The 25,742-nt window shown below is 71.2% G+C and carries 25 protein-coding genes and 1 tRNA gene; 10 read left to right on the forward strand and 16 right to left on the reverse strand.

Annotated features, from left to right (window positions below):
* Positions 1–95 precede the first annotated feature (95 nt).
* Positions 96–1,547, forward strand: a complete 1,452-nt coding sequence (locus MFF06_RS12190; protein ID WP_370876525.1) for a sensor histidine kinase — start codon at positions 96–98, stop codon at positions 1,545–1,547.
* A 110-nt stretch (positions 1,548–1,657) separates the two neighbouring features.
* On the opposite strand, the gene bioB is transcribed toward MFF06_RS12190, so the two are convergent.
* The 3 genes from bioB to MFF06_RS12205 form a co-directional block, all read right to left on the reverse strand.
* Positions 1,658–2,659 carry a biotin synthase BioB gene (bioB, locus tag MFF06_RS12195; protein WP_238204130.1) on the reverse strand — a complete coding sequence of 334 codons (1,002 nt, stop codon included), beginning with the start codon at positions 2,657–2,659 and terminating at the stop codon, positions 1,658–1,660.
* Positions 2,660–2,807: 148 nt separating this feature from the next.
* Positions 2,808–3,683: a fumarylacetoacetate hydrolase family protein gene (locus tag MFF06_RS12200; RefSeq protein ID WP_238204132.1), complete on the reverse strand. Its 876-nt coding sequence runs from the start codon at positions 3,681–3,683 to the stop codon at positions 2,808–2,810.
* A 157-nt stretch (positions 3,684–3,840) separates the two neighbouring features.
* A complete protein-coding gene (locus tag MFF06_RS12205) occupies positions 3,841–5,577 on the reverse strand; it encodes a PHA/PHB synthase family protein (RefSeq protein ID WP_238204458.1) in 1,737 nt (578 codons plus the stop codon).
* Positions 5,578–5,854: 277 nt separating this feature from the next.
* Between MFF06_RS12205 and MFF06_RS12210 the strand changes: the two genes are divergently transcribed.
* The 4 genes from MFF06_RS12210 to MFF06_RS12225 all read left to right on the forward strand — a co-directional run bounded on the left by MFF06_RS12210 (position 5,855) and on the right by MFF06_RS12225 (position 8,393).
* Positions 5,855–6,232, forward strand: coding sequence for a hypothetical protein (locus MFF06_RS12210; protein ID WP_238204134.1), 378 nt, complete (start codon positions 5,855–5,857; stop codon positions 6,230–6,232).
* Between the two features lie 99 nt (positions 6,233–6,331).
* Positions 6,332–7,549, forward strand: coding sequence for an LL-diaminopimelate aminotransferase (locus MFF06_RS12215; protein ID WP_238204136.1), 1,218 nt, complete (start codon positions 6,332–6,334; stop codon positions 7,547–7,549).
* Positions 7,550–7,701: 152 nt separating this feature from the next.
* Complete coding sequence (locus MFF06_RS12220; protein ID WP_238204138.1) at positions 7,702–7,914, forward strand: hypothetical protein; 213 nt, start codon at positions 7,702–7,704, stop codon at positions 7,912–7,914.
* Between the two features lie 116 nt (positions 7,915–8,030).
* Positions 8,031–8,393, forward strand: a complete 363-nt coding sequence (locus MFF06_RS12225) for a hypothetical protein (RefSeq protein ID WP_238204140.1) — start codon at positions 8,031–8,033, stop codon at positions 8,391–8,393.
* Between the two features lie 294 nt (positions 8,394–8,687).
* On the opposite strand, the gene MFF06_RS12230 is transcribed toward MFF06_RS12225, so the two are convergent.
* Together MFF06_RS12230 and mtnA are read right to left on the reverse strand one after the other, a co-directional pair.
* Positions 8,688–9,023: a DUF3140 domain-containing protein gene (locus tag MFF06_RS12230; RefSeq protein WP_238204142.1), complete on the reverse strand. Its 336-nt coding sequence runs from the start codon at positions 9,021–9,023 to the stop codon at positions 8,688–8,690.
* Between the two features lie 86 nt (positions 9,024–9,109).
* Positions 9,110–10,207 carry an S-methyl-5-thioribose-1-phosphate isomerase gene (gene mtnA / locus MFF06_RS12235; RefSeq protein WP_238204144.1) on the reverse strand — a complete coding sequence of 366 codons (1,098 nt, stop codon included), beginning with the start codon at positions 10,205–10,207 and terminating at the stop codon, positions 9,110–9,112.
* Positions 10,208–10,361: 154 nt separating this feature from the next.
* Here mtnA and MFF06_RS12240 point away from each other — a divergent pair, with 154 nt between their 5' ends.
* Positions 10,362–13,007, forward strand: coding sequence for a DNA translocase FtsK (locus tag MFF06_RS12240; RefSeq protein WP_238204146.1), 2,646 nt, complete (start codon positions 10,362–10,364; stop codon positions 13,005–13,007).
* Between the two features lie 503 nt (positions 13,008–13,510).
* On the opposite strand, the gene MFF06_RS12245 is transcribed toward MFF06_RS12240, so the two are convergent.
* The 3 genes from MFF06_RS12245 to MFF06_RS12255 form a co-directional block, all read right to left on the reverse strand.
* Complete coding sequence (locus MFF06_RS12245) at positions 13,511–16,174, reverse strand: molybdopterin-dependent oxidoreductase (RefSeq protein WP_238204148.1); 2,664 nt, start codon at positions 16,172–16,174, stop codon at positions 13,511–13,513.
* Positions 16,171–16,995, reverse strand: a complete 825-nt coding sequence (locus MFF06_RS12250) for an FAD binding domain-containing protein (protein ID WP_238204150.1) — start codon at positions 16,993–16,995, stop codon at positions 16,171–16,173. Before MFF06_RS12250 ends, MFF06_RS12245 begins: the two co-directional genes overlap by 4 nt.
* Positions 16,996–17,068: 73 nt before the next feature.
* Positions 17,069–17,470, reverse strand: coding sequence for an MAPEG family protein (locus MFF06_RS12255; RefSeq protein WP_238204152.1), 402 nt, complete (start codon positions 17,468–17,470; stop codon positions 17,069–17,071).
* A gap of 220 nt (positions 17,471–17,690) precedes the next feature.
* Here MFF06_RS12255 and MFF06_RS12260 point away from each other — a divergent pair, with 220 nt between their 5' ends.
* Complete coding sequence (locus tag MFF06_RS12260; RefSeq protein WP_238204154.1) at positions 17,691–18,173, forward strand: hypothetical protein; 483 nt, start codon at positions 17,691–17,693, stop codon at positions 18,171–18,173.
* Positions 18,174–18,276: 103 nt separating this feature from the next.
* Here MFF06_RS12260 and MFF06_RS12265 read toward each other — a convergent pair whose 3' ends face one another.
* The 5 genes from MFF06_RS12265 to MFF06_RS12285 form a co-directional block, all read right to left on the reverse strand.
* Complete coding sequence (locus MFF06_RS12265; RefSeq protein ID WP_238204156.1) at positions 18,277–18,558, reverse strand: hypothetical protein; 282 nt, start codon at positions 18,556–18,558, stop codon at positions 18,277–18,279.
* Positions 18,559–18,714: 156 nt separating this feature from the next.
* Positions 18,715–19,263 (reverse strand): hypothetical protein, encoded by a 549-nt coding sequence (locus tag MFF06_RS22665; protein WP_283207267.1) that lies wholly within the window; start codon positions 19,261–19,263, stop codon positions 18,715–18,717.
* Positions 19,264–19,687: 424 nt separating this feature from the next.
* Positions 19,688–19,954, reverse strand: coding sequence for a DUF6894 family protein (locus MFF06_RS12275; protein ID WP_238204157.1), 267 nt, complete (start codon positions 19,952–19,954; stop codon positions 19,688–19,690).
* Positions 19,955–20,216: 262 nt separating this feature from the next.
* Positions 20,217–20,301 (reverse strand) — tRNA-Leu (locus MFF06_RS12280).
* Between the two features lie 124 nt (positions 20,302–20,425).
* On the reverse strand, positions 20,426–20,755 hold the full coding sequence (locus MFF06_RS12285; RefSeq protein WP_370876526.1) for a FliM/FliN family flagellar motor switch protein: 330 nt from the start codon (positions 20,753–20,755) through the stop codon (positions 20,426–20,428).
* Between the two features lie 44 nt (positions 20,756–20,799).
* Between MFF06_RS12285 and lipB the strand changes: the two genes are divergently transcribed.
* Complete coding sequence (gene lipB / locus MFF06_RS12290) at positions 20,800–21,522, forward strand: lipoyl(octanoyl) transferase LipB (RefSeq protein WP_238204460.1); 723 nt, start codon at positions 20,800–20,802, stop codon at positions 21,520–21,522.
* A gap of 5 nt (positions 21,523–21,527) precedes the next feature.
* On the opposite strand, the gene MFF06_RS12295 is transcribed toward lipB, so the two are convergent.
* The 3 genes from MFF06_RS12295 to MFF06_RS12305 all read right to left on the reverse strand — a co-directional run bounded on the left by MFF06_RS12295 (position 21,528) and on the right by MFF06_RS12305 (position 24,417).
* The gene (locus tag MFF06_RS12295) at positions 21,528–21,905 is read right to left on the reverse strand and encodes a type II toxin-antitoxin system VapC family toxin (RefSeq protein WP_238204159.1); all 378 of its coding nucleotides are present in this window, start codon (positions 21,903–21,905) and stop codon (positions 21,528–21,530) included.
* 22 nt (positions 21,906–21,927) lie between these two features.
* Positions 21,928–22,218: an AbrB/MazE/SpoVT family DNA-binding domain-containing protein gene (locus MFF06_RS12300; RefSeq protein ID WP_238204161.1), complete on the reverse strand. Its 291-nt coding sequence runs from the start codon at positions 22,216–22,218 to the stop codon at positions 21,928–21,930.
* Positions 22,219–22,281: 63 nt separating this feature from the next.
* The gene (locus MFF06_RS12305) at positions 22,282–24,417 is read right to left on the reverse strand and encodes a carbohydrate porin (RefSeq protein ID WP_370876528.1); all 2,136 of its coding nucleotides are present in this window, start codon (positions 24,415–24,417) and stop codon (positions 22,282–22,284) included.
* 371 nt (positions 24,418–24,788) lie between these two features.
* Between MFF06_RS12305 and MFF06_RS12310 the strand changes: the two genes are divergently transcribed.
* On the forward strand, positions 24,789–25,352 hold the full coding sequence (locus MFF06_RS12310) for an iron transporter (protein WP_238204163.1): 564 nt from the start codon (positions 24,789–24,791) through the stop codon (positions 25,350–25,352).
* Between the two features lie 47 nt (positions 25,353–25,399).
* Positions 25,400–25,726: a cupredoxin domain-containing protein gene (locus tag MFF06_RS12315; RefSeq protein ID WP_238204463.1), complete on the forward strand. Its 327-nt coding sequence runs from the start codon at positions 25,400–25,402 to the stop codon at positions 25,724–25,726.
* The last annotated feature ends 16 nt before the right edge of the window (positions 25,727–25,742 follow it).

Below are 25,742 nucleotides of genomic sequence, written 5' to 3' on the forward strand. Positions count from 1 at the left end.
CCGGGGTTATGCCGACGGCACCGGGCCAACCCGCCCCGCGTGCGGGCTGAAGCCAGCCGAGGCGGTGCCGGAGTTGGAGGGGGAGAGCGAGTCGGGTGAGCGTCGTGACCGACAGGACGGTCGGAGTGGTTCGCGGGGCGCCGGACACGGCTGCGCGGACGGCCGCGCCCCGGCTCCGGGGTCTCGGCCTGTCCGGGCGGCTGTTCCTCGTCACGGTCGCCTTCGTGGTGGTGGCGGAGGTGCTGACCTTCGTGCCCGCGGTCGCGAACTACCGCCTCGAATGGATGGACGACCGCCTGGCTGCCGCACAGGTGGCCGCCCTCGTCCTCGACGGCCGCAGCGTCGAGCCCGTCTCGGAGGCTCTGGAGAGCCGCCTGCTCGCGGGGGTGAACGCCAGGGCCATCGCCGTGCGCGGCAACGGCGTGCAGCGCCTCCTGGCGATCGAGCCCACGCCCGAGGCCGTGGCCGACACCGTGGACCTCGCCCAGACCAGCACGTGGAACGCCCTGCGGGGCGCGTGGCGCACCCTGGTGGCGCCGGTCTCGGAGCCGATCCGCGTCACCGGCCGGGGCAAGGCGGGATTCTCGCAGGTCGAGATCCTCCTCGACGAGGCACCCCTGCGCACGGCGATGATCGACTATGCCCTGCGGCTCGCCGTCTCCTCGCTGATCATCGCCGCCGTCGCGGCCGGGCTGGTCTTCGTGGTGCTGCAGGTGCTGATCGTGCGGCCGGTCCGGCGGCTCGCCACCAACGTCACCGCCTTCGCGGACGCGCCTGAGGATGCCGGGCGGATCATCACGCCCACGGGCCGCACCGACGAGATCGGGCAGGCGGAGGAGGCGCTGGCGCGGATGCAGCGGGCGCTCGCCGACCAGCTCCGGCAGAAGCGGCGCCTCGCCGAACTCGGCCTCGCCGTCAGCAAGATCAGCCACGAGTTGCGCAACCTCCTCACGGGCGCGCAACTGCTCGGCGACAGGCTGGAGGCCACCGCCGACCCCTCGGTGCAGCGCATCGCGCCGCTCCTCGTCGGCACCCTGGCGCGGGCGATCCGCTTCTGCGAGGGCACGCTGGCCTATGGCCGGGCGACGGAGCCGGAGCCCGCCCTCGCCCCGACGCCGCTGCAACCGGTCTTCACCGACCTCGCCGACACGGCGGCGCTGGCGAGCCATCCGGTGCGGGTCGAGACGGAGGCGAGGGGGTTGTCGGTCCTCGCCGACGGCGAGCAGCTGTCGAGGGCGCTCGCCAACCTCGTGCGCAACGCCGTCCAGGCCCTCGACGGGGCGCAGGTGCCCGAGGGCGTGGTGCAGGTGAGCGCGCGGGCGGGGCCGGAGGAGAAGGTGACGATCCTCGTCTCCGACAACGGCCCCGGCCTGCCGCCGCGGGCACGGGACAACCTGTTCTCGCCCTTCCAGGGCTCGGGCAAGGCGGGCGGCACGGGCCTCGGCCTGCCGATCGCGGCGGAACTCGTTCAGATGAACGGCGGGACCCTCACCCTCGACGAGACGGCCATCGGCACCCGCTTCCGCATCGTGCTGCCGGCGGCGTAGGAGGTGTCCAAAGGACGCGTCCTTTGACGGGCGCGGGGGGAGCCTTTGCAGGGACCCAGGGGCCTTGCTCCTGGACCCCACCAAAGGGCTCGCCCTTTGGGATCCCCGTCTTACTCTGCCGCCGCCAGGACCGGCTCGGCCACGGGCACGCCGAGTTCGGCCAGCAGGGCCACGTCCGCGTCCTCGGCGGGGTTGGCGGTGGTGAGCAGGCGGTCGCCGTAGAAGATCGAGTTCGCCCCGGCGAGGAAGCACAGGGTCTGCGCCTCGCGGCTCAGGGCCCGGCGGCCGGCGCTGAGGCGCACCCGCGAGCGGGGCATCACGATGCGGGCGGTGGCGCACATGCGCACCATCTCGAAGGGATCGACCGGCGCGGCCGCGTCGCCGAGCGGGGTGCCCGCGACGGGGGCCAGCGCGTTGATCGGCACGCTCTCCGGGTGGGGGGCGTGGTTGGCGAGGACGTGCAGCATCGCCGCCCGGTCGTGGATCTCCTCGCCGAGCCCGATGATGCCGCCGCAGCACACGCCGATGCCGGCCGCGCGCACCCGGTCCAGGGTCGCCAGCCGGTCCTCGTAGGTCCGGGTCGAGACGACCTTGTCGTAGTAGCCGGGGCCGGTATCGAGGTTGTGGTTGTAGGCGGTGAGCCCAGCCTCGGCGAGGCGCCCGGCCTGGCTGTCGGTGAGCATCCCGAGGGTGACGCAGGCCTCCATGCCGAGACTGCGCACGCCGCGCACCATGGAGAGCACGGCGTCGAATTCCGGCCCATCCTTCGGCTGGCGCCACGCGGCGCCCATGCAGAAGCGGGTAGCCCCGGCGGCCTTGGCGGCGGCGGCCTCGTTCAGCACGGTCTCCACCGGCATCAGCCGCTGGCGGGCGAGGCCGGTCTCCTTGTGATGGGCGGATTGCGAGCAGTAGCCGCAATCCTCCGGGCAGCCGCCGGTCTTGATCGACAGCAGGGAGGCCCGCTGGATGTCGGCGGGGTCGTTGTAGCGGCGGTGGATCGTCGCCGCGCGGAATACGAGGTCCATCAGCGGCCCGTCGTGGATCGCGCGGATCTCCTCGACGGTCCAGTCGTGGCGGATGTCGTCTCGGGGGGGCATGGCGGCGTCGCTCATGGCTTTTCTTGCCGGGCTTGGCCGGAAAAAATCAAGCCCCGCCTCTCTGTCATTGCGAGCGGAGGGCTTCACGGGCCGCCCGGACCTTGCCGGGCAGGCTCTCAGGATGAGGACGGTTGAGGGGAGGAAGGGCTTTGAAGCCCGTCCCTTACGCCCGGGCCGCCGCCTGCGCCGTCCAGGCGTCGAAGGCGATGACCTTCTGGCGCTGCTCGCCCAGGCCCTCGATGCGCAGGACCATCTCGTCGCCCTCCTTGAGGTAGCGCGGCGGCTTCATGCCCAGGCCGACGCCTGGGGGCGTGCCGGTGGTGATGACGTCGCCGGGCTCCAGCAGCATGAAGTGCGAGCAATAGGCCACGATCTGCGGCACGTCGAAGATCATGGTCGCCGTCGAGCCGGTCTGGACGCGCTCGCCGTTCAGGTCGAGACTCATGGCCAGGGCCTTCAGGTCCTTGATCTCGTCGAGGGTCACGAGCCACGGGCCGAGGGGCCCGAAGGTCGGGGCGCTCTTGCCCTTGGTCCAGGTCGGCCCGCGGTTCATCTGCCAGTCCCGCTCGGAGACGTCGTTGCAGATGCAGGCGCCTGCCACGTAGTCGAGCGCCTCGTTGGCGTGGACGTAGCTCGCCGGGCGGCCGATCACGATAGCCAGCTCCACCTCCCAGTCGGTGCAGGAGGAACCCTTGGGCAGGATCACGGTGTCGTTCGGCCCGCACAGGCTGGAGGGGGCCTTGTTGAACACGATCGGCTCGGAGGGGATGGGCGAGCCGGTCTCGGCGGCGTGGTCGGCATAGTTGAGGCCGATGGCCACCACGTTGCGCGTGCCGCCGACGCAGGGGCCGAGCCGCGTGTCCGGCGGCAGCAGGGGTAGGGTCTCGGGATCGACGAGCTTCAGCCGGGCAAGGGATTCGGGCGACAGCGCCGGGCCGGTGATGTCCCGCACGAGGTGCGACAGGTTGCGGTAGCCGCCCTTGGCATCCACCAGGCCGGGTTTCTCGTCACCGGGTGCGCCGTGGCGGATCAGCTTCATCGTGCAACCTTTCGAGGGGCCCGTTCACAGCGCGCATCCTAGCGGCCCGGCGGGGAATGGGGGAGGGGTTCGGCGGCCCGCGACGGGCTTCCGTCCTTGCTTCGCTGGCGCTCGCGACGGCGGCGAGGGTGTCACGCCTCGCCGCGCCTCACGACGCTCAAGAGCGCATCCGCACGTAGGTCCCCGGCGCCGGGCCGAGGGAGGGCAGGGCGCCGCCGCCGGGCACGCGGGCCGGCACCCGCTCGGGCGCCTGCGATTCCAGCCAGTTGAGCCAGTACGGCCACCACGAGCCCGGATGCTCGGTCGCGGCGGCGACCCACTCCTCGAACTTTCCCTTCACCGGTCCCCCGGTCCAGAAACCGTATTTCGGCTTGGCGGGCGGGTTCACGACGCCGGCGATATGGCCGGAGCCGGCCATCACGTAATCGACCGGGCCGCCGAACCGCTTGGACCCCTTGTAGACGGAGACGGCGGGGGCGATGTGATCCTCGCGGGTGGCGAGGTTGAAGACCGGCACCTTCACCCGCTTCAGGTCGAGGCGCACGTTGCCGAGCACCATCTTCCCCTTGGCGAGGTTGTTCTCCAGGTAGCAGTTACGCAGGTAGTAGGAGTGGTTGGCCGCCGGCATCCGCGTGGCGTCCGAGTTCCAGTACAGCAGGTCGAAGGCCGAGGGCGCCTTGCCCTTGATGTAGTTGTTGACGACGTAGGGCCAGATCAGGTCGTTCGGCCGCAGCATGTTGAAGGCGTTGGCCATGCGCGCGCCCTCCAGGTAGCCGCGCTCCTGCATCCGGTCCTCGACCTGCCTGATCTGCTCCTCGTCCGCGAACACCTTCAGGTCGCCCGCATGGGTGAAGTCGACCTGCGTGGTCAGCAGGGTCGCGCTGGCGATCCGGCGGCGGCCGGTGGCGGCCTGCATCGCCAGGGTGACGGCGAGCAGCGTGCCGCCGACGCAGTAGCCCGCGGCGGCGACCTCGTTCTCGCCGGTGGCGGCGGCGATGGCGTCGATCGCCGCCTCGATCCCCTCGTTCATGTAGGACTCGAAGTCCTTGTCGGCGTGGCGCTCGTCCGGGTTCACCCACGAGATGCAGAACACCGTCAGGCCCTGCTCCACCATCCACTTGATGAAGCTCTTCTGCGGGTTGAGATCGAGGATGTAGAACTTGTTGATCCACGGGGGCACGATCAGGAGGGGGCGTTTGAACACCGTCTCCGTCGTCGGCGCGTACTGGATGAGCTCGATCAGGTCGTTGCGGAACACCACCTCGCCGGGCGACACCGCGATGTTGCGGCCGACCTCGAAGCCGCTCGGGTCGGTCTGGCGGACGCGCAGCGCCCCACCGCCGGCCTCCATGTCCTCCTCGTACATCTTGAGGCCGCGGACGAGGTTGGCGCCGTTCTCCGCCAGCGTGTGGCGGATCAGCTCCGGGTTCGTCGCCAGGAAGTTCGACGGCGAGAGCATGCTGGTCACCTGGCGCAGGTAGAACTGCGCCTTGTGCCGCGTGTGGTCGTCGATCCCGTCGGCCTCCTCCACGAGGTCCTCCGCCCACCGGGTGGCGATCAGGTAGCCCTGCTTCAGGAAGTCGAAATACGGGTTTTCCGACCAGTCGGGATGGGCGAAGCGGGTGTCGCGCTTCTCCGGGGCGGCCACCGGGGCGGCGGGCTGGCCCTGAAGCTTCAGGTAGGTCGAGCCCCACAGGTTCACGAATTCCTGGGACAGGCGCGTCTGCGCCTCCAGGGTGCGGTTGGGGTCGGAGAGCCAGGCTTCGGCCACGCGCCCGAGGGTGCGCACCATCTCGCCGACCTCCGTCGAGGGGCCGGGCGCGCCTTCGGGCTTGAGGTAGCGCGCGGCGCTCCTGCCCAGCGCCTCGACGAGCTGGCCGGCGTTGCGGGACATCGCCTCGATGTCGAGGGCGGCGGGTGCCGTCTCCGTCGGCGCGGCCTCGCGTGGGGCGGCGTCCGTCCTCGCTTGCCTCTGCTGCGGGCTCGTCAAAGCTGGCCTCCCTGTTCATGGCTGCCCGCTGCTGACGGCGAGCCTCGTTTCCGTCACATTAAGGAGCGAGCCGGAGGTTTCGCCACCCCGGGGCGGGTTTCCCCGCAACATCGGACCCATGTTCTCATCGCGTACCTACAACGCGCGCGGGCGGGTCGACCGTGCGCGGGAGTGCCTTCGGATGACGGTCGCCCTGCGCCGCTGCCTGCTGCCGAGCCTCGTGCTGATTCCCCTGGGTGGGTCCCTCGCGGCCTGCTCCGGCGATGCGGTGCGCACCCTCGCGACCAATTCCGGTTACGGCCCTCCGAAGGTGGAGGCGCCCGACTTCGTGACAAGTTCCCGCCCCAAGGAGGCGCCGGGTTACATGCCGGTGGGTGTCGATGCGCCGCGCCGCCCGAGCCGCCCCCGGTCGGAGGAGGGCCAGAAGGCCCTGGAGACGGAACTGGAGCAGGCCCGCGGCCGCAACACCGCCCGGGGCCATGCCGCCGAGAGCGCCGCCAAGGGCGTGGCGAAGGGCATGGCCCCCGCCGCCCCGGCGGCCGCGCCCTCGCCCAACTAGCCCTTTTTTCTGGGTCGGCGGACGCCGCGGCCTCTGCTATAGGTGGCGGTTCGCGCCCCTGAGGACCCTGACGGAGCGGGCGCGCCCATGGACATGCCGATGACCGACTTTCACCGCATCAAGCGCCTCCCGCCCTACGTGTTCGAGCAGGTGAACCGGATCAAGGCCGCGGCCCGAGCTAACGGCGCCGACATCATCGACCTCGGCATGGGCAACCCGGACCTCGACGCGCCCAGGCACGTCATCGCCAAGCTGGCCGAGACGGCGGGGCGCCCGCGGACCGACCGCTACTCCGCCTCCAAGGGCATCGCCGGCCTGCGCCGGGCCCAGGCCGGCTATTATGAGCGCCGCTTCGGCGTGAAGCTCAACCCCGACACGCAGGTCGTGGCGACGCTCGGCTCGAAGGAGGGTTTCGCCAACATGGCCCAGGCGATCACCGCCCCGGGCGATGTCGTGCTGGTGCCGAACCCGAGCTACCCGATCCACGCCTTCGGCTTCCTGATGGCGGGCGGCGTGATCCGCTCCGTGCCGGCCGAGCCGACGCCGGCCATGTTCCCCGCCCTGGAGCGGGCGATGCAGCACTCGATCCCGAAGCCGGTGGCGCTCGTGGTCTGCTACCCCTCGAACCCGACCGCCTACGTCGCCGGGCTCGACTTCTACCGGGACCTCGTGGCCTTCGCGAAGAAGCACGAGCTGATCCTGCTCTCCGACCTCGCCTATGCCGAGGTGTATTTCGACGGCGAGCCGCCGCCCTCGGTGCTGCAGGTGCCGGGCGCCATCGACTGCACGGTGGAGTTCACCTCCCTGTCGAAGACCTACTCCATGGCCGGCTGGCGCATGGGCTTCGCGGTGGGCAACGAGCGGCTGCTCGCGGCCCTTACGCGGGTGAAATCTTACCTCGATTACGGCGCCTTCACGCCGATCCAGGTGGCGGCCACCGCCGCGCTGAACGGGCCGGACGATTGCATCCACGAGATGCGGGCCGTCTACAAGAAGCGCCGGGACGCGCTGGTGGATTCGTTCGGCAAGGCGGGGTGGAAGATCCCGGCCCCGGCCGCCTCGATGTTCGCCTGGGTGCCGATCCCCGAGCGGTACCGCCCGCTGGGCAGCCTCGAATTCTCGAAGCTGCTGCTGGAGAAGTCCGACGTCGCGGTCGCCCCCGGCATCGGCTTCGGCGAGCACGGGGACGACTTCGTCCGCATCGCCCTCGTGGAGAACGAGCAGCGCATCCGGCAGGCCGCGCGCAACCTGCGCCGGTTCTTCGACGCGGCGGACAAGTCCCTGCACAACGTCGTGCCGATGGCCAAGGTCGGCTGAGCGATCGGCCGGGCCGGTCCCATCTCCTGTTGCCGCGAGGCGACAGGGCGCACGAAAGGGTTGTGGGCCGGTCCGGCGGCGCTTGCCAGGCGCCGCCGGGCTGCGCAGGGTTCCCACGGGGGTGTTCCGGTCCCCCTTGTGTCGAGAGCCGCATGCGCCGTCTGAAACTCATCGCCGCCCTGCTGCTCACCTCCGCGGCGGCGGCCTGTGCCCCGAATCCCATCATCGCGCGGGATCCCGTGCCCGCCCCCGGCCCGGCGGACGCCTATGCGTGCCAGTCCCGGCCGTTGCCGCTCAACGCCTTCACCACGGGCTGCCGCCCGATTCCGGCCGCCCCGCCGGTGGTGCTCCAGTCGCGCGGCTGACCCCGACAGGCCGGGTCGTCCCCGGAATCCTCCGCCGGACCGGGCACCGCCCGCCACCGGCGGATTTGCGGTAGGATGCCGGCGCCACCCGGCGATCCACAGTGACGGAGCCTCCCTTGCGCGTCTCGATCCTGCATACGGCGCTGATCGCCACCGGCGTCTCGGCCGTCCTGGCGGCCACCGGCGCCTCGGCCCAGTCCGTGCCGGTCCCGGTGCGGCCGGAGGGCTTCGTCTTCGCCGCGCCGGACGCGCTCTCGGTCCTCGACACCGCCGCGGTCAACCAGCCCGTCGCGCCGGCCTCCCGGCCCGACCTGCAGCGGCCCGCCGTGCCGGTCGCCCAGGTGATGAACGGCGGCGGCTTCGGCTACACCGGCTTCGACTATTTCCACGATCAGTATTCTGAGGGCCGCCTCGGCGACCGCCGCCGCCCGCGGGACTACGTGGTCGCCCCGGCCTACGTGACGCCGCCGCGCCGCTGATCGCGGGGCGTTTCGGGCGGGGAGGGGCGCCCCGTTCTCATGCCCGGCCGAAGGGCGGGCTTTTTCCGTGCCTGTCCTTATCCTCAGTGTCCGGCCGTAAAGGTCGTCGCTCCAGCCCCGCGCCCTCATCCCGAGGTGCGGCGTCAGCCGCCTCGACGGAGGGCTCCGGAAGGCTCCGCGATCCCAGAAGCCCTTCTTCGAGGCCTCCGCTGCACTCCGGCACCTCAGGATGAGGGCGCGGTGGGACAAGAAATGCCTTTCCGGCCAGACTCTCCGGATGGGGGGCGAGCTCCCTCAATCCTTGTGCGGATCGTGGCCCCAGTTCATCAGGGACAGGCGCCAGGGTGACTCGGGGTCCTTGCGGGCGTCGCCGCCCTGCTTGAGGTGGCGGTGGACGTAGCCGACGACCTTCTTCATCGCCGCGTAGTCGTCGTCGGTGAGGTCGGCCTTCTTCTTGTCCTTGATCTCCAGGATGCGGCGGCCCATCGCGTGGCCCGTGGACTCCCCACCGCCCTTCTTCTGGCCGACTTGCCTGCTCTCCTCGCTGTCGAGGTGCTTGCGCAGGGCCGCCGGGGTCATGTTGACCGCTTGCCTGAACTCGTCCCAGGTCGTCTCGTGATCGTCAGCCATTCGCGTCGCCCGTCAGCCTGCCGGATGTCGGCGGGCAACGTCCGGCAGGCGCAACGGTCGCCCGCGATAGGGCGACGCAGGGCCGGTCAGGCGGCCTCGCGGCGCTCTGGGTACAGGCCGAGCAGCCCCTCGGCGCTGGCTTCGCAGACCCCGCGCTCGGTGATGATGCCGGTGACGAGGCGCGAGGGCGTCACGTCGAAGGCCGGGTTGGCCACCGGACTGCCGGGGGAGACGACCTCGATCGTGGCGAAGCCCCCCTCCGCCGTGCGGCCGGTGAGGTGCGTCACCTCGCGGGCGTCGCGCTCCTCGATCGGGATCTCGGCGACGCCATCCCGCAGGGTCCAGTCGATCGTGGAGAAGGGCAGGGCGGCGTAGAAGGGCACGCCCGTGTCCCGGGCGGCCAGCGCCTTCAGGTAGGTGCCGATCTTGTTGCAGACGTCGCCCTCGGCGGTGGTGCGGTCCGAGCCGACGATGCAGAGGTCGACCTGCCCGTGCTGCATCAGATGGCCGCCGGCATTGTCGGCGATCACCGTATGGGGCACCCCGTGGCCGTTGAGTTCGAAGGCGGTGAGCGCCGCGCCCTGGTTGCGGGGCCTCGTCTCGTCCACCAGCACATGCACCGGCACGCCGCGCTCGTGGGCATCGTAGATCGGCGCCAGGGCGGTGCCCCAGTCGACGGTGGCGAGCCAGCCGGCATTGCAGTGGGTGAGGACGGTGACCGGACGGCCTGTCCGCTCATGAATGTCGGCGATGAGCCGGCCGCCATGGGCGCCGATCGCCCGGCAGCTCGCCACATCCTCCTCAGCGATCCGCCCGGCTTCCGCGAAGGCGCGGGCGAATCGCTCCTGCTGCGCGAGGGGACGGACGATGGCGGCCACCCGGTCCAGCGCCCAGCGCAGGTTGATCGCGGTGGGCCGCGTGGCGGCGAGCGTCGCGCAGGCCCGCTCCAGGCCCTCCGTCGAAGCATCCTCGCGCAGGCCCAGCGCCAGCCCGTAGGCGGCCGTGACACCGATCAGCGGGGCGCCGCGCACGATCATGGTGCGGATCGCCACCGCCGCATCGTCGAGGGTGGCCAGCCGCTTCAGGTCGAAGGCGAAGGGCAGCCGCGTCTGGTCGATCACCTGGACGCTGACGCCGTCGGCATCGGGGAAGATGGTGCGATAGGGCCGGCCGTCGATATTCATGGGCCGGATGTGCCACAACGGGACCGGGTTTGCACGCCCGGGGCCGTTCCGAAGCCCCGCCCCATCCCCGCAAGCCTTTCTCAACCTTAGCCGGTCGTTAAGGGCTGTCTGCCAGCGTCAGCGGCGAGTCCCTAGGTTTCGCGTCCGGTCCCGCATGCGCTCGCTCCGCCGTCCCGCATCGCCCTATGAGACCTTCGTCGACGGCGTGCGCCCGTTCCTGGGCAAGCGTCTGACGGAGCTCGGCGGCCTCGTGCTCTTTACGGCGGCCATCGCCCTGACGGTGGCGCTGGCCACGTGGTCGATCGACGATCCGAGCCTGAACCACGCCACCGAGCACCGGGCGCACAACGTCCTGGGGCAACCCGGCGCGGTGGTCTCCGACCTCGCCATGCAGATGCTCGGCCTCGGCTCCCTGGCCTTCGTGCTGCCGCCGGTCCTGTGGGGCGTGCGGCTGATGCGCGAGCGCGACCTGCCCGGCGGCGGGGCGCGGATCGCCCTGTGGATCATCGGGTTCTGTGCCGCGAGCGCGGTGGCGAGCGCCCTGCCGCCCACGGCCCGCTGGCCCCTGCCCACCGGCCTCGGCGGCGTCGCCGGGGACGGCCTCCTGTCCGTCGCAAAGGGGATGCTCGGTTCGGTGTTCTCCGGCCTCGCCCTCCTGGCGGGCCTCCTCTACGCGGCCATCGCCATCGTCTGCCTTACGGGCGCCTGCCGCTTCGCCGCCGTCGAGGAGGAGCTGCCCGAGGAGCCCTATCCGGCCCGGCGCCTGCCCGACCGGAGCCGGGACGAGCGCGAGGACGACGGCGGCGAGCCCGGCCTCGGCCTCGTCGGCATCGGCGCCGTGGCGCAGGGGTTGATGCGCGCCCGAGCCTCCGTGGCCGAGCGGGTGGAGACGTGGCGCGGCGGCAAGGCCGAGGAGTTCGATGGCGCCTCCCCGGCGCTCGCCGCCCGGCGGGCCTTCTCGGATGGCGACGTGCCGTGGGCGGATCATCGGCCCGCCGCAGAGCCGAACGCAGCGAAGCGGCGGGAACCGTCCTTCGATGCGCCACCCCGCACCGCGCCGGAGATGACATCGCCGATCCTGCACGACGAGGACGAGGGCGAGGCGTTCGACGATTCCGAGGTGTCCGCTCCGGCGGCGCCCTTCGTGGCCGCTCCCGCCCCGTCGCGGGTCGCCGCCCCGCCGGCGGGTCCGGCCCCCGCCCGTCGCCCGGCAGCCCCTTCGTCGCGCGAGCCGCACGCCTACGAGTTGCCCGCCCTCGACCTCCTGGCGGAGCCCCGCGGCCCGTCGCAGGCGAGCCAGATGTCGGCGGATGCCCTAGAGCAGAACGCCACCCTGCTTGAAGCGACGCTCGGCGATTTCGGCGTACGCGGCGACATCCTGGCCGTGCGGCCGGGCCCGGTCGTCACGCTCTACGAGCTGGAGCCCGCGCCGGGCACCAAGTCGAGCCGCGTCATCGCCCTGGCCGACGACATCGCCCGCTCCATGTCGGCGGTGTCGGCCCGCGTGGCCGTCGTGCCGGGGCGCAACGCCATCGGCATCGAATTGCCCAACACCCGCCGGGAGATGGTTTTCCTGCGCGAGCTCCTCGCCTCGGAGGACTTCGTCGACAGTAAGCACAAGCTGGCGCTGTGCCTCGGCAAGAACATCGGCGGCGAGCCGATCATCGCCGACCTCGCCCGGATGCCGCACCTGCTGGTGGCCGGCACCACCGGATCGGGCAAGTCGGTGGCCATCAACACGATGATCCTCAGCTTGCTCTACCGGCTGAAGCCGGAGGAGTGCCGCCTGATCATGGTCGATCCGAAGATGCTGGAACTGTCGGTCTACGACGGCATCCCGCACCTCCTCTCCCCCGTCGTGACGGACCCGAAGAAGGCGGTGATCGCCCTCAAGTGGGCCGTGCGCGAGATGGAGGAGCGCTACAAGAAGATGGCCAAGATCGCGGTCCGCAACATCGACGGCTACAACGCCCGCGTGGCCGAGGCGGCCGCCCGCGGCGAGGTGCTGACGCGGACCGTCCAGACCGGGTTCGACCGGCAGACGGGCGAGGCGGTCTACGAGGACGAGGAGATGGACCTTTCGGCCCTGCCCTACATCGTGATCGTGGTCGACGAGATGGCCGACCTGATGATGGTGGCGGGCAAGGACATCGAGGGCGCCATCCAGCGCCTCGCGCAGATGGCGCGGGCGGCGGGCATCCACCTGATCATGGCCACGCAGCGCCCGTCGGTGGACGTGATCACCGGCACGATCAAGGCGAACTTCCCGACCCGGATCAGCTTCCAGGTGACGAGCAAGATCGACAGCCGCACGATCCTCGGCGAGATGGGCGCGGAGCAACTGCTCGGCCAGGGCGACATGCTGTTCATGGCCGGCGGCGGGCGCACCACGCGCGTCCACGGCCCGTTCTGCTCCGACAGCGAGGTCGAGAGCGTGGTCGCCCACCTCAAGCGCCAGGGCCGCCCGAGCTACCTCGACGCCGTCACCGCCGACGACGAGGAGGGCGCGCCCGAGAAGGGGGCCAAGGGCAAGGGGGCGGCGGGCTCGGCCGACCTCGAGATCGACGGCGCGGTGTTCGATGCCGGGGCCTTCGGCGAGGCCGGCGGCGACCTGTACGATCAAGCCGTCCAGGTGGTGCTGCGGGACCAGAAGGCCTCCACCAGCTACATCCAGCGCCGCCTCCAGATCGGCTACAACCGCGCCGCCTCGCTCATGGAGCGCATGGAGACGGAGGGCCTCGTCGGCCCGGCCAACCATGCCGGCAAGCGCGAAATCCTGGTGGAAGGGGCGGCGGTATAGCGCCCCGACCGGCCGGGTCGGTTCGAGATGCCGCCTCCCCATCCTCCCTTGAGGCTACCGCTTCGCGGCGGCACCTGAGAAGCTGGCCGGAAAGCCCCTCCGTCCCCTCAAACCCCCTCATCCTGAGAGCCTGGCCGAGAAGGTCCTGGCGGCCCATGAAGCCTTCCTCGTCCTTGCGAGCGGAGCGAAGCAATCCAGGGCAGCGGGCCGATTCCGACCGTGGCGCATCCCTGGATTGCTTCGCTCCGCTCGCAAAGACGGAGGGGACAACGACCTTTCCGGCCAGACACTGAGGTGCGGCGGAGCAGCCTCGAAGGAGGGCTCCAGAAGGCTCCGCGATCCCTGGAGGGCTCCTTCGAGGCCTCCGCTGCGCTCCGGCGCCTCAGGATGAGGTCGCGATGAGGGAGGGCCATATTCCCGGCCAGACTTTCGGAATGACGGCGCGAGTGGGGGCGGCCTCCCTCGATTGACACCAACTCCCGATCACCCCGTCACGCGAACCCTCACCCGGTCTCCCCGCAGGCCGCCGCCACCGCGCGGAAGATGCGGTCGGGGGCGAAGGGCGTCGCCGTGAGCCGGGCGCCGGTGGCGTCGCGGATGGCGTTGCCGAGGGCCGCCGCCACCGGATTGAAGGGCGATTCGCTCATCGGCTTGGCGCCGAGCGGCCCGAACCGGTCGTGGGTGTCCGCGAAGAGCACCTGCGTGTCCGGCACGTCGGCGCAGGCGGGGATGTGGTAGTTGCGCAGGGTCTGCGTCTCGACCTCGCCCGTGGGGCCGATGCGGACATCCTCGTAGAGCGCGGCGCCGATGGCCTGGGCCACCCCGCCCTCCACCTGCCCCCGGCACTGTCCGGGATTGAGGACGGTGCCCGCGTCGGCGGCGTGGACGCTGCGCAGGATCCGCACCTCGCCGCTCACCGGATGGACCGCCACCCGGACGGCGTGGACGTTGAAGGCGACGGAGCGCGGGCTGCCCTCCGCCCGGCCCTCGGACGAGAGGGGGGCGAGCGCCGCGAGGGGCACGGGCCCGGCGGGGGTGTCCACCATGTCTCCCGCGAGGCGGCACATCTCGGGTGCCATACCTTGGCGTCCGGCCGCGAGGGCCAGGATCGTCCCGGCGAGGGCCTGGGCCGCCCGCAGGACGGCCATGCCCGCCACCACCGTCCCCGTGGAGCCGTAGGCGCCGGTATCGTGCCCGACCGCGTCCGTATCCGCGCCCGCGACCGACACGCGCTCCGGGGCGACGGCGAGGGTCTGCGCCGCGATCTGCCGGTGGACCGTGGCCGTGCCGTTGCCGAACTCGGCGGTGCCGACCTCGACGAGGTACGATCCGTCGGCCCGGAGGCTGACGCGTGCGTCGGCGAAGTGCCCGCCTGGCGGCGTCGTGTCGATCATGGCCATCGCCATGCCCGTTCCCGCCCGCCAGCCGGGCTCTGCGGCGGGGCCGGGATCGGCGGCGAGCGCGTCCTGGGCGAGGGTGAGGCACTGGTCGAGGCCGTAGCTGCCGAACTCCACGTCGTGCGGCGTCAGGCTGTGGGCGACCAGCGGGTCGCCGGGGCGCACCGCGTTCATCCGGCGGAGAGCGAAGGGATCGATGCCGAGGCGCCGGGCCACCTCGTCGAGGGCGGATTCGAGGGCGAAGATCGTCTGGCTGAGGCCGTAGCCGCGAAAGGCCCCCGCCGGGACGGTGTGGGTGAAGACGGCGCGGCCGTCGACCCGCTTGTTCGGGCAGGCATAGGCCGCCAGCACCTCGTTGCAGCCGTGGTGAAGCACGCCGCCCGCGTGGTTGCCGTAGGCGCCCGTCTCCGAGAGCACGTCGAGGGACAGCGCCGTGAGGCGCCCGTCGGCCTTGGCGCCCACCGTCACCCGCACCCGCATGGGATGGCGGGTGGTGGTGGCGATGAACTGCTCCTGGCGGGTCATCTCCCATTGCACCGGCCGGCCGGTCTTCAGAACGGCGAGCGCCACCAAATCCTCGGTCAGCATCTCCTGCTTGCCGCCGAATCCGCCGCCCACGCGCCCGCACAGCACCCTCACCTGGGCGCGGTCGAGGCCGAACAGGGTGCAGAGGGCATCCCGCGTGAGGAAGGGCACCTGGGTGCTGGAGCGGAGGGTGAGGCGGCCCGCCTCGTCCCGCCAGCCGAGGCAGCCGTGGGTCTCCAGGGCGACGTGCTGCAGGCGCTGCGAGCGAAACTCCTCCGTGTAGGTGAGGTCCGCCTGCCGCAGGCCGGCGGCCACGTCCCCGACCTCGCCGTGCACCTCCGCCGCGAGGTTGCCGCCCTCGTGGACCTGCGGCGCCTCCGGCTCCAGGGCGCGGTCGGCGTCCAGGAGGGCGGGGTGAACCTCGTAGGCCACGATGAGCGCCCGGGTGCCCGCCTCGGCGGCGGCCTCCGTCTCCGCCACCACCGCCGCCACCCGCTGGCCGACGAAGCGCAGCACCGGATCGAGCACCCGTGTGTCGGCGGCGTCGTCGCGCGGGTCCTCGTGCCGCCCTGTGGAGAAGCGCCCCGGCGGCGCGTCCGCGTGAGTCAGCACGGCGACGACGCCGGGGACCGCCAGGGCCGGGCCGGTGTCGATCGCCAGGATGTGGGCATGGGCGTGGGGCGAGCGCAGGACCTTGAGGTGCAGCAGCCCGGTCTCCGGCACGTCGAAGGTGAAGCGGGCCGCGCCCGCGACGACGAGGGGGGCGGCGGGGGCGGGCAGGCCGTCGTCGGCCGGGTCGCCGGATCCCGCCACCGCCTCGCGGATCGCCCGGTAGCCGGTGCAGCGGCACAGGTTGCCCTTGAGGGCCTCCCCGAGGTCGGCCCGGCGGCCCTGGTCGAGGGCGGCGGCGGTCATGATCTGGCCCGGCGTGCAGAAGCCGCACTGAAACCCGCGCGCGGCGAGGAAGGCCGCCTGCATCGGGTGCTCGGCGCGGGGGCCGTCGCCCGGGCGGCAGGGGCCGGACAGGCCCTCGATCGTCGTGACGCTGCGCCCCTCGGCCCGGAAGGCCGGGACGAGGCAGGAATGGACCGGCTCGCCGTCGAGGTGGACCGTGCAGGCGCCGCAATCGCCCGCGTCGCAGCCTTTCTTGACGCCGAACCAGCCGCCCGCCCGCAGGGCGGTGCGCAGGCATTGGCCGGGGCGGATCGCGATCTCCTGGGGCGAGCCGTTGACGGTGAGCCTCATGCGCCTGCCTCCGCCAGTTCGTGCCGGATCTCGTCCGCGAGATGCCGGGTCATGTGACGCCGCCAGTCCGGATGGCCGTGGACGTCGTCGTAGACGAGGCTGTCGGGGATCGCCGCGTCGAGGGCGCGGCGCAGGCCGTCCCGGTCGGGCAGGTCCGGAAAGTCGAGGTGGACCGGGCGCCGCACCGAGGCGGTCACGGTGAGGCGGAAGGCGCCGTCCCCGGCCAGCGTGCCGATGAGCAGGGCGCCGGAGCGCCCGCCGGGGCTGAGGCTCGCCCGGCGGAAGGCGGCCCGGCGGGCCAGGGCGGCGGCGGGCAGGTGCAGGCTGCGCAGGATCTCGCCGGGGGCCAGCGCCGTGCGCTGGGGGCCGAGGACGACCTCGCGGGCGGGCAGGGTCCGCTCGCCCCCGTCCGGGGTCCAGAGGAGGCAGGTTCCCTCCATCGCCACGGCGAGCGCGATCATCGGCCCCGCCGGCAGGGCGAGGCAGAGGTTGCCGCCCACCGTCGCGACGTGGCGGATCTTGAAGGAGCCGAGGAGCGCCCGGCAGCACAGCCCGACCACCGGGGCGGCGCGCCAGGCGGCGGGCCAATCGAGGGCCTCCAGCGTGCCGAGCGTGCAGGTGGCCGCGAGGGTGAGGCCGTCCTCCGCGAGGCGGTGCGGGGGCCAGCCGAGGGAGGCGAGGTCCACGAGCCGCCGCAGGTCCGGCTGCGGCTCCGAGAACAGCCACGTCCCGCCTCCGAGCCAGGCATCGCCCGCCCGCCAGGGCGGAAGATCCCCCCGGTCGCCGGGCCGCATCACCGTCTCGATCGTCGAAAGGTCCATCGCACCCCCAGGGACACCGTTGAGGGACCTGAGGCAAGTCGCTTGCCGGAGCGCGCGCGCGGCGGTGTTTTCGTCAGCCGCCCGTGAACAGGCGCACCAGCATCATGGTGAGCCCCGCCATGGAGACCACGTAGGCGAAGGTCCGCCAGCCCTTCACGCCGGTGAGGTAGAGGGGCAGGTAGACGATGCGTGCCGCGAGCCAGATCCAGGCCCCCGCCGCGCCGACGCCGCCCGTACGGCCGGTGGCGGCGAGCGCCAGGGCCAGGGCGATGAGGGCGGGCCATGTCTCCTTGTAGTTGTCGAGCGCCCGCTGCGCCCGCCCGGCGAGGGGGCCGAGCGGCGGCTCCTGCCCGTCGCGCGCGCCCATGTTCCATTCCCTGCCCCGCTCCTTCGTGACGGCGAAGGCCTGGATCTGGATGTGGACGACGAGCAGCACGATTGCGGCGGCGAGGACGACGATCTCGGTCGGCAGCACGGTGACTTCTTCTCCAGCGTGACCACGGCAAAGCACGCGGCCAACCTACAACGCCAAGACACGATCCGTCCCGGCAGGGTCAACCTGCGACGAGGCCGGACTTGCCCGGCGGCGGGCTCGTCCGGCATCCTGGCCGCGTGACCGGATCCGCCCGTCCGCTCCGCGCGAGCCGCGCCACGGAGAGAGGCGGACCGGTCCCGGAATCGGCCGGGGGGTACCCATGCGGCGGTTGCTCAAGTTCCTCCACACGATGGGCTCCATCGGCCTGATGGGAGCGATGGCCGCCCTTCTCGTGCTGTTCGCGAGCCTGCCGCCGCCCGCCTCGCTTCAGGGCTATGCCCTGATGCGCGGCGCGATGGGCGCCATCGCGACTTGGATCTTCCTGCCCTCCTTGGCCCTCGTGCTGGTGGCCGGGCTGCTCTCGATGGCGGTTCATCGGGGCTTCCGGGAGGCCGGCTGGGCCTGGATCAAGCTCGCCACCGGCGTGCTGATGTTCGAGGGCGGGTTCGTCTACATCCAGGGCCCGATGCAGCGGGAGGCCGAGCGAAGCGCCGCCGCGCTCGCCGGGCGCCTCGACCCGGCGACGCTGGCGACGACGATCGGGCCCGAGCGCAACACCCTGTGGCTCCTGCTCGCGGTGGCGGCGGTCAACGTCGCCCTCGGCATCTGGCGCCCGAAGATCCTGAGGCTGCCGACCACCTGACGATCGGGCTCCGCCATGGTGACCGGGCCGGCTCCCGTCGAGGGGACCGGCCCGTCGCCTCACGGGGCTGGGGTAGGGCGCTTCACCGGTTAATCGCCGACGGTTACTTGCCGCCGCCGCTGCTGCCCGAACCGATGCGGGAGGGCTGATCCTCGTTGCCGGCCGCCGCCGAGTCGGTGGCGATCCCGTCCGCGGCGCGGCCGGTCGGGGAGTAGGTCGCGGCGCCCGGAGCACCGGTGGAGCCGATCTGGCGCGTCTCGACGCCCGGTGCGCCGGGCGGCACCACGACCGTGGAGGACGTCGGGGTCTCGACCACCGTCGCTTGGGCGAAGGCCGGAGCGGACACGGCGGCGAGGAGGCCGGCGGCGAGGAGAAGTTGCTTCATGGGCGGGGATCCTGTCGGGGGCGGCGGTCATGCGCTGCCCTGGGACCCCGACAACTTGGGTTGTGCACCAATGATCCGCGCGCGGGACCATTTGTCCCGCTCATGTGCGCCATCACACCTTATCGGTGGGATGATCCCGGTTCGCTCAACGTGCTGTTACCAGCAGGCGCGGGGTAGGCGGGCCTTCCAGCGCTGACCAGCCGGCAGCGAGGCACGATTTCCCCGCTCCAGGCGCGACGTGGGCCGGGCCGCCGAGCCCGAGGGCAACTCGGTCCGCGCGGATTGCGCCGGCGCGGGGGTCGCCACCGGCGCAGGGGGCGGGGCGGCGGGCGGGAAGGCGATCGGGCTGGCCAGCGCGGGCTTCTGGATCGCCGCCGGGGCCGGGCTCGCTGCCCGCGGCTTTACCCGCCGCACGCGAGGCAGGCGCGTCTCTGCGGGGGGCGCCGTCTCGGCGTCGGCATCCACCGGTGCCGGCTCATCGGGCACGAGCAGGTTCGGCAGGATGCGCCGCGGGGCCGTGATCGGCTCCGGCGGCGCGGTCACCGCCGCCCAGGGATCGAAGAGGGGGGCGCTGGCCCGCGCGGCGGGCTTCGCCGCGGCATCGGAGGCCGGCTGGATCCGCTTGGGGATCGCGATGGAACCACCGTCGCGACCGGTTCCCCGGGACTCGACGATGAACGGACGCCGCACGCGAGGGTGGCGCATGGACAGGATGATCTCGAATGGTCGGAGTTGACAATCGCGCCGTGGCGGCGCGGGGCGCCGCGTTTCGAACCGGCGACCTAGTCAAACAGTGCAGTACTGTTATTGCGAAATCAAGTGGTATTTGCTCAAGGATTTCAAAACCCACCACTTTTGCACCGTTGCGGAAAGCCCGGCGCACATGTGGAGCCGTTCTTGCGAGCCGAAGCGAAGATTGTGTGGTGTCCCCCGGAGAGGTCCCGCCCGTCGACGGATCAGAAACGATGGGGCTTCGAGGGCGACTTGCGCGGCCCTTATAGCTTCGAGGGCGTGCGCGGGTCGGGGCATTTGCGCCGCAACACTTGTCGTTGCCTCGCGAAGCAGCAGCCACGTCGGCCGACGTCCTGTCTGGGCGGCCGGGGATTCCCCCGCCTCCGCATCCGGTGACTCAGTGCAGCGTGCCGTTGCCCGACCGGTCCGGCGGATCGGCGATCAGGGCTTCCGAGAGGGGAAATTCCAGGACGACATCCTGGGAGTCGTCGGTGACGTAGAGGACGGCCCGGATCAGGTCCGGATCGGCGTCGGCGCCCTGGAGGAGTTGCAGGGCCAGGGTCCGCGTCGCCTCCCACGCGGCGTCCGCATCGTCGAGTTCCCGGCCGTCGGGATCGAGGATCACGTCGTCGCCGATATGCGTGTGAAAGAAGTAGCGCGGCATTGGTCTACGCCCCCCGACGGTTCGTCCGATCCCGGCTGGCGCCGCTTTGTGTGTGAGACGTCGACCGGCGTGGCAGCCCTTGGTTCCCCGTGAACGCCGTGGCCCGGCCATCTCTTCCCGTCGCCCGCGGGCGCCGCGCGATCCCGGCGGACGAGCCGGCGACGTGGCCCGTGCGATGCCCCGCGGGCATCGTCGTCGCGCCACCGTTACATCGTGATGTTTGAGGCACGAACCGATCCCCCTCGTCGGGTCGGGATCAGGTTGGTGCGGCCAAGAGGACTCGAACCTCCACCCCTCGCGGGACTAGCACCTCAAGCTAGCGCGTCTACCAATTCCGCCATGGCCGCATTGGACGTCGTTGACGACGGTCCGAAACCGTCCCCGAGCGCCCCGTGGGGCGCCGTTTCGTCCGGCGCGGCAGGCGATAACAGATCGCTCCCGCGCCGACAAGCCACCCGTCGCCGTTTCCGTTCACGCCGACAGGGAGCCGGCATCCAGGATGGCGGCGGCTCCCTCGCCGATGGTGACGGTGGGATCGACGATGGAGGCTTCCTTGCGGATCAGCTCGGTCACCTCCACCGAGATGCGGTCGCCGGTGACGACGATCTGCCCCCGGGCGACGGGATGGTCGTTCGCCAGGATCTCGACCATGTCGGCCTCGGAGGCATCGAGCGCGATCACCGCGCCGCGGCCCATGCGCAGGAGCATGTGCAGCGGCATCCGGGTCCGCCCGAGAACCACCGTCAGATCGACCTTCAACGTCTCGAACACGCCCACCTGTGCGACCTGCCTTGCCAGCATCCCCCGGGATGGTCATGAGACCATCCTCGCTCGATGGTGAAGTCTTGGTAAACGCCACCCGCCTCGCGGTCTCGCCCGATGCCTTCCTGCCCCGGCCCGGCTCGCCGCCGGTGGCTTGGCGCGTAAGCGAGGGCCTCGTGGACTACGGGGAGGCGGTCGCCTGGATGGAGGCGCGGGCGGCGGAGATCGCCGCCGGGCGGGCGCCCGAATGCGTGTGGCTGCTGGAGCATCCGCCCCTCTACACGGCGGGCACCTCCGCCCGGGCGGAGGATCTCGTCGCGCCCGGGCGCTTTCCCGTCCACCCTTCGGGCCGGGGCGGGCAGTACACCTATCACGGCCCCGGCCAGCGGGTGGCCTACGTCCTGCTGGATCTCTCCCGCCGCCGGGCCGACCTGCGGGCCTACGTGGCGAGCCTGGAGGCATGGCTGATCGCGACCCTCGATGCCTTCAACGTCCGCGCCGAGCGGCGGGAGGACCGGGTCGGCGTCTGGGTGCGCCGCCCGGAGAAGGGCGGGGGCGCCGAGGACAAGATCGCCGCCATCGGCATCCGCGTGCGCCGCTGGGTGAGCTTCCACGGCATCAGCCTCAACGTGGACCCGGACCTCGCCCACTTCGCCGGCATCGTCCCCTGCGGCGTGCGCGACCATGGGGTCACGAGCCTCGTGGACCTCGGCCTGCCGGTGAGCCTCGCCGAGGTCGACATGCAGCTCCGCGCGGCGTTCGAGGAGGTTTTCGGGGGGACGGTTCCGGAGGTAGAGGATCGATAGACGGCTTAGCGAAGCAGTTCGATTTCGATACCGATCTCCCGCGGAAGGCGCGCCCAGGCCCTATCGGCGCTGAGTGCCGCCGTGCCCCGCAAGGCGGCGGTTGCAAGGCAGGCGCGGTCGCCGAGGGATAGGCCGACGGCACGGGTGACGGGACGAAGACGCGACGCCTTCTGAGCATGGGCCTCATCGAACGAAATGACGGCGAGTTGCAGGTCCTCGAGAATCGCCACGATCGTCGCCTCCGGCATTCCGAGGTCGAGGAGCTTGGCCAGGACTTCGGCCAGATTGACGGCTGAAATCCCGGCGCCTGGGATGTAGGCTGCAACGCGGTCGGCTCCGACCTCATCGAAGATGACGGCGAGCACGGCCGAGGCATCGAGCACGGGACCTGACACGGATCGTCCCCTACTCCTCGGCGGCCTCGGAGCGCCGCTCGGCGATGAAGTCGTCCACGACCGACCCCGATCTTCTCCGGAAGGGTGCGGCGAGCGCTCTCACACGCTGAAGCGTGTGCTCGGCGGTTGTCAGATGAATGCCGGTCTCGTCCTGCGTCAGGACGATCCGTCCGGCGCCACTCAGTCCGAGGAGGCGGCGAATATCGGCGGGAAGGCTCATCACCCCGTCCTCTGCCACCTGGATAGTTCGGCGCTGAGACATCGCCGCCCTCATCTCCCGACCGGTCACCCAGATCGTCATGATGACAGCGGATCCCGCTCCTGTCACGGCAGACGGAGTCCCGCGCAAGAAAGCGCGGTGCCCTCAGAAATCCGCGTGCAACCGCGACGCGAAGAAGTGCGCCGGCCCGCGGTCGCGGTTGTATCCGGGATTGTCGATGAACTGGTAGTCGAAGGTCAGGGTCACGAACTTCGTGAGGTTGAGGGCGTAGTAGGTCTCGACCGCCCGCTCGGTGCCGTAGCGGAGCTGCCCGTCCCCGATCAGCAGTCCGTAGTAGCCGTTGGCGAAGGCGGCGCGGTGGGAGGGCGAGAGCCCGTTGAGGGCGGCGCCCAGGCCCACCGTGTCGTCCGGCCTGTTCCAGGCGGCGCCCTTGAGGGAGAGGCCGCCGGAGAAGCTCCGGTCGATGTCGGTGAAGGAGATGTTCTCGGTGCGTCCGTCGCCCACGCTGGCGCGGGCGAAGAGGCCGAGTTCCGGCGTCAGGGCCTGTTCCAGGTTGATGTAGCCGCCGCTCTTGCGCCGGGGGCGGCGGGTGGCGGCCACGGCTTCGTTGATGTCGGCGAAGGCGCCCGCTTGCGTGAGCGTCACCACGTCCCGGTAGTTCGCGGACGTGCCCTCGTTCGAGAAGAAGCCGATGCGCACCTTGCCCGGCTGGTCGAGGACCGGGAGGACGTGCCGCTCCTCGAACTCGATGTTGAACCCGGCCCGGCGGAACACGCGCGGGTCGAGGACGTCGCTGGAGGGCTCCTTCGGCACCTGAGTGTAGGCGGCGCGGATGGCAAATTCCGGCCGGTTGTACTCGGCGTAGACGCCTTGCGTGAAGCCGGGGAGGTTCGCCGGGAAGTCCCAGGCCGAGGCGGCCCAGAGGGACCAGTTGAAGAAGTCCACCCGCGGGTCGTGGGCGTAGACGTTGCCGTCGAAGAAGTCGCCGAGCGCGAACTTGCCGGCGATGAGGGTGATCCGCTCCGCATCGTAGCGGGTCGCCACTTGGTTCGGCCCGTCCGGCACCTCGACGGTCTCGCCGCCGAGCCCGAAGGTCTGCTTGATGTAGTAGCGGTTGGAGCGCAGCTTCGGGAACGGGGCGCCGGCCTTCTGCGCCTCGCCGTTGACGAAGCCCGCGACGCCGAGCGTCCGCGACAGGCCGAAGCCCTGGCTGAATTCCGGGTTGTAGTAGAGTTCCGTCCCCTCCGCGAGCTTGAAGCCGAGGAAGATCGTCGCCGTCGTGGTCTGGCGGGCTTGGTGCGGAATCAGGCTCTGGTCGCCCTGATAGGGCGAGCGGAAGCCCGGCACGCCCTGGGCGATGAGGGTGGTCTGCCCGTGCAGGGAGAAGCGGTCCGACGTGGCGGTGTCGGGATCGTGCGGCGCGGCCTCCGCCGGGTCCGGCGGCACGCCCAGGCCGCCCGGAAACCACAGGAGCCGCAGGAACATCTGGTTGGAGGTGAAGCTCGCCCGGCTCACCGCCGGCCCGAGGCCCGGCACGGCGCCCAGCGAGAACCGGCGGCCTTCGCCGAGATCGCTGTAGCGGTAGTCGATCCCCAGGGCGAGGGAGTCGGTGAGCGCGTATTGCACGCCCGCGCCCAGGGTGAAGCCGAGATAGCCGAGGCTGGCCTTCGCGGTGGCGACGGCACCCGGGCCGGGATCGGGATAGGTGCCGATCACCCGCGCGTTGGCCCCGGCGAGGCCGAAGGTGGCGTAGACGAGGTAGCGCTCGAAGCTGTAGCCGAGCCGCGCCCTCAGGGTGCCGTAGACGTCGGTCTTGACGCGGATCAGGTCGAAGGCCGGATCGATGCCCTCGGTGCCGAAGCCGCCGATCGTCGAGGGGACCGGCCGCTTGAGGTTGGCGGCGTCGAGGGCGGCCTCCACCCCGTAGAGCCAGGGGCCCGTCTGCCAGTTCCAGCCGCCGGCCACCCCGCCCACCGCCGTGGTCGCGTCGCGGCCCCGGTCGCTCCGTCCCGTCGAATCGCCGCTCGTGAAATTCGGCACAGGGCGCCCGCCCACGGTGGACGGGCCGAACGTGTACTGCCCGTAGGATCCGCCGGCGCTGCCCTCCAGGACGAGATAGCCCCCGGACCAATCGGTGAAGGACAATGCGGGATCCGCGCTCCGCGTGGCCGGATCGCCGGCGGCGGCGGCCTCGGGCAGACCGGCGACGAGGAGGCTGGCGAGAATCAGGTCGCGGCACAGGCCGGCCGTCGCGTTCCTCTTTACCTTACGGGTCCGCACGATGCCCGCTCCCCCGACACACGATCGTCCACACGAATATAGCAACTGCTATATTCCTCATCCCTAGCCGCGACGGCGCCGCGCGGCAAGCGGCGCCCGCCGGTATCCCCAATCGGGGCCACCATCGTCGCATCGTCGCGACAGTCCCATGACGGTTCGAGGACACGACTGGCAGGCAGGCGGGGTCAGTGACCGCGTGCCACGGGCGTGCCGGCTTGGCTATTCACAGCTTCGCTAGACGGAAAGTATTGAGCAATTCCAATCTGTGCATGGGAACATCTTGCGCAGCGCTCTTCTTTAGAACTGTTATGATTTGATAGTGGCGCAGTGGGTCTTTGAAGTTCGGCTGAACCGGCTTATGTGGCGAAGCCATGCGCGCCACCGTTCCCCCACGTCTCGCTTTCGCCCTCGCCGTCCCGGCCCTGTCGCTGGGCGTCTCCCTGGCCGTGGCCAAGGAAGTGCCGATCGGGCCGCACGTGAACAAGAACGGCCTGGAGGTGGCGGCGGTCTACCTCCAGCCCATCGAGATGGACCCGCCGGACATGATGCGCCCGGCCGCCCAGTCGGACATCCACCTCGAAACCGATATTCGCGCCGCGAAGGACAACCGCAACGGTTTCGCCGAGGGCGACTTCGTGCCGTCCCTCGACGTGCGCTTCACCCTGGTGAAGCTCGACGGCGACAAGCCCACCGACCAGAAGGTCACCGGCATGTTGATGCCGATGGTCGCCAACGACGGGCCGCATTACGGCGATAACGTCAAGCTCTCGGGCCCCGGCCGCTACCGCATCACCGTCACGGTCGCGCCGCCGGGCAAGGGCAGCCATTTCGGCCGCCACGTCGACAAGGAGACCGGCGTCGGTCCCTGGTTCGAGCCCTTCGACGTGACCCAGGACTTCACCTTCGCCGGCACCGGCAAGAAGGGCTCCTACTGATCCCGCCTCCGCGAGGACCGCATCGCAACGAACGGACACCGCCCGTGATCTCGCGCCTCTCCCTCTCCGCCCTCCTCCTGCTCTCCCTCGGCGCGGTCGCGCGCGCCGACGACATGCCGGTGATCAAGGTGGAGATGCGGGACGGCGTCATCGTCCCGGCGGTGATCGAGGTCCCGGCCAACGCCCGCTTCAAGCTGGAGATCTCCAACACCGGCCAGTCGCCGGTGGAGTTCGAAAGCCTCGAACTGAAGCGGGAGAAGGCGCTCGCGGCCGGCTCCACGTCGGCGATCGTCTTCCGCACCGTCGATCCGGGCACCTACGACGTCTTCGACGACTTCCACCCGGAGGCGAAGGCCAAGATCGTCGCCAAATGACCGCCCGCGTGACCGG

This window comes from Methylobacterium aerolatum (assembly GCF_022179085.1).
Taxonomy (GTDB): domain Bacteria; phylum Pseudomonadota; class Alphaproteobacteria; order Rhizobiales; family Beijerinckiaceae; genus Methylobacterium; species Methylobacterium aerolatum.

What these genes read in the sequence shown, in the direction of transcription:
- MFF06_RS12240 (WP_238204146.1), top strand. Translation starts at nt 10,362, where the DNA reads ATGCGCTCGCTCCGCCGTCCCGCATCGCCCTATGAGACCTTCGTCGAC.
- MFF06_RS12220 (WP_238204138.1), top strand. Translation starts at nt 7,702, where the DNA reads ATGCGCCGTCTGAAACTCATCGCCGCCCTGCTGCTCACCTCCGCGGCG.
- MFF06_RS12275 (WP_238204157.1), bottom strand. Translation starts at nt 19,954, where the DNA reads ATGCCGCGCTACTTCTTTCACACGCATATCGGCGACGACGTGATCCTC.
- bioB (WP_238204130.1), bottom strand. Translation starts at nt 2,659, where the DNA reads ATGAGCGACGCCGCCATGCCCCCCCGAGACGACATCCGCCACGACTGG.
- MFF06_RS12230 (WP_238204142.1), bottom strand. Translation starts at nt 9,023, where the DNA reads ATGGCTGACGATCACGAGACGACCTGGGACGAGTTCAGGCAAGCGGTC.
- MFF06_RS12260 (WP_238204154.1), top strand. Translation starts at nt 17,691, where the DNA reads ATGCGGCGGTTGCTCAAGTTCCTCCACACGATGGGCTCCATCGGCCTG.
- MFF06_RS12245 (WP_238204148.1), bottom strand. Translation starts at nt 16,174, where the DNA reads ATGAGGCTCACCGTCAACGGCTCGCCCCAGGAGATCGCGATCCGCCCC.
- MFF06_RS12310 (WP_238204163.1), top strand. Translation starts at nt 24,789, where the DNA reads ATGCGCGCCACCGTTCCCCCACGTCTCGCTTTCGCCCTCGCCGTCCCG.
- MFF06_RS12250 (WP_238204150.1), bottom strand. Translation starts at nt 16,995, where the DNA reads ATGGACCTTTCGACGATCGAGACGGTGATGCGGCCCGGCGACCGGGGG.
- MFF06_RS12205 (WP_238204458.1), bottom strand. Translation starts at nt 5,577, where the DNA reads ATGTCCCGCAACGCCGGCCAGCTCGTCGAGGCGCTGGGCAGGAGCGCC.
- mtnA (WP_238204144.1), bottom strand. Translation starts at nt 10,207, where the DNA reads ATGAATATCGACGGCCGGCCCTATCGCACCATCTTCCCCGATGCCGAC.
- MFF06_RS12300 (WP_238204161.1), bottom strand. Translation starts at nt 22,218, where the DNA reads ATGACGATCTGGGTGACCGGTCGGGAGATGAGGGCGGCGATGTCTCAG.
- MFF06_RS12265 (WP_238204156.1), bottom strand. Translation starts at nt 18,558, where the DNA reads ATGAAGCAACTTCTCCTCGCCGCCGGCCTCCTCGCCGCCGTGTCCGCT.
- MFF06_RS22665 (WP_283207267.1), bottom strand. Translation starts at nt 19,263, where the DNA reads ATGCGCCACCCTCGCGTGCGGCGTCCGTTCATCGTCGAGTCCCGGGGA.
- MFF06_RS12285 (WP_370876526.1), bottom strand. Translation starts at nt 20,755, where the DNA reads ATGCTGGCAAGGCAGGTCGCACAGGTGGGCGTGTTCGAGACGTTGAAG.
- MFF06_RS12200 (WP_238204132.1), bottom strand. Translation starts at nt 3,683, where the DNA reads ATGAAGCTGATCCGCCACGGCGCACCCGGTGACGAGAAACCCGGCCTG.
- MFF06_RS12215 (WP_238204136.1), top strand. Translation starts at nt 6,332, where the DNA reads ATGACCGACTTTCACCGCATCAAGCGCCTCCCGCCCTACGTGTTCGAG.
- MFF06_RS12210 (WP_238204134.1), top strand. Translation starts at nt 5,855, where the DNA reads ATGACGGTCGCCCTGCGCCGCTGCCTGCTGCCGAGCCTCGTGCTGATT.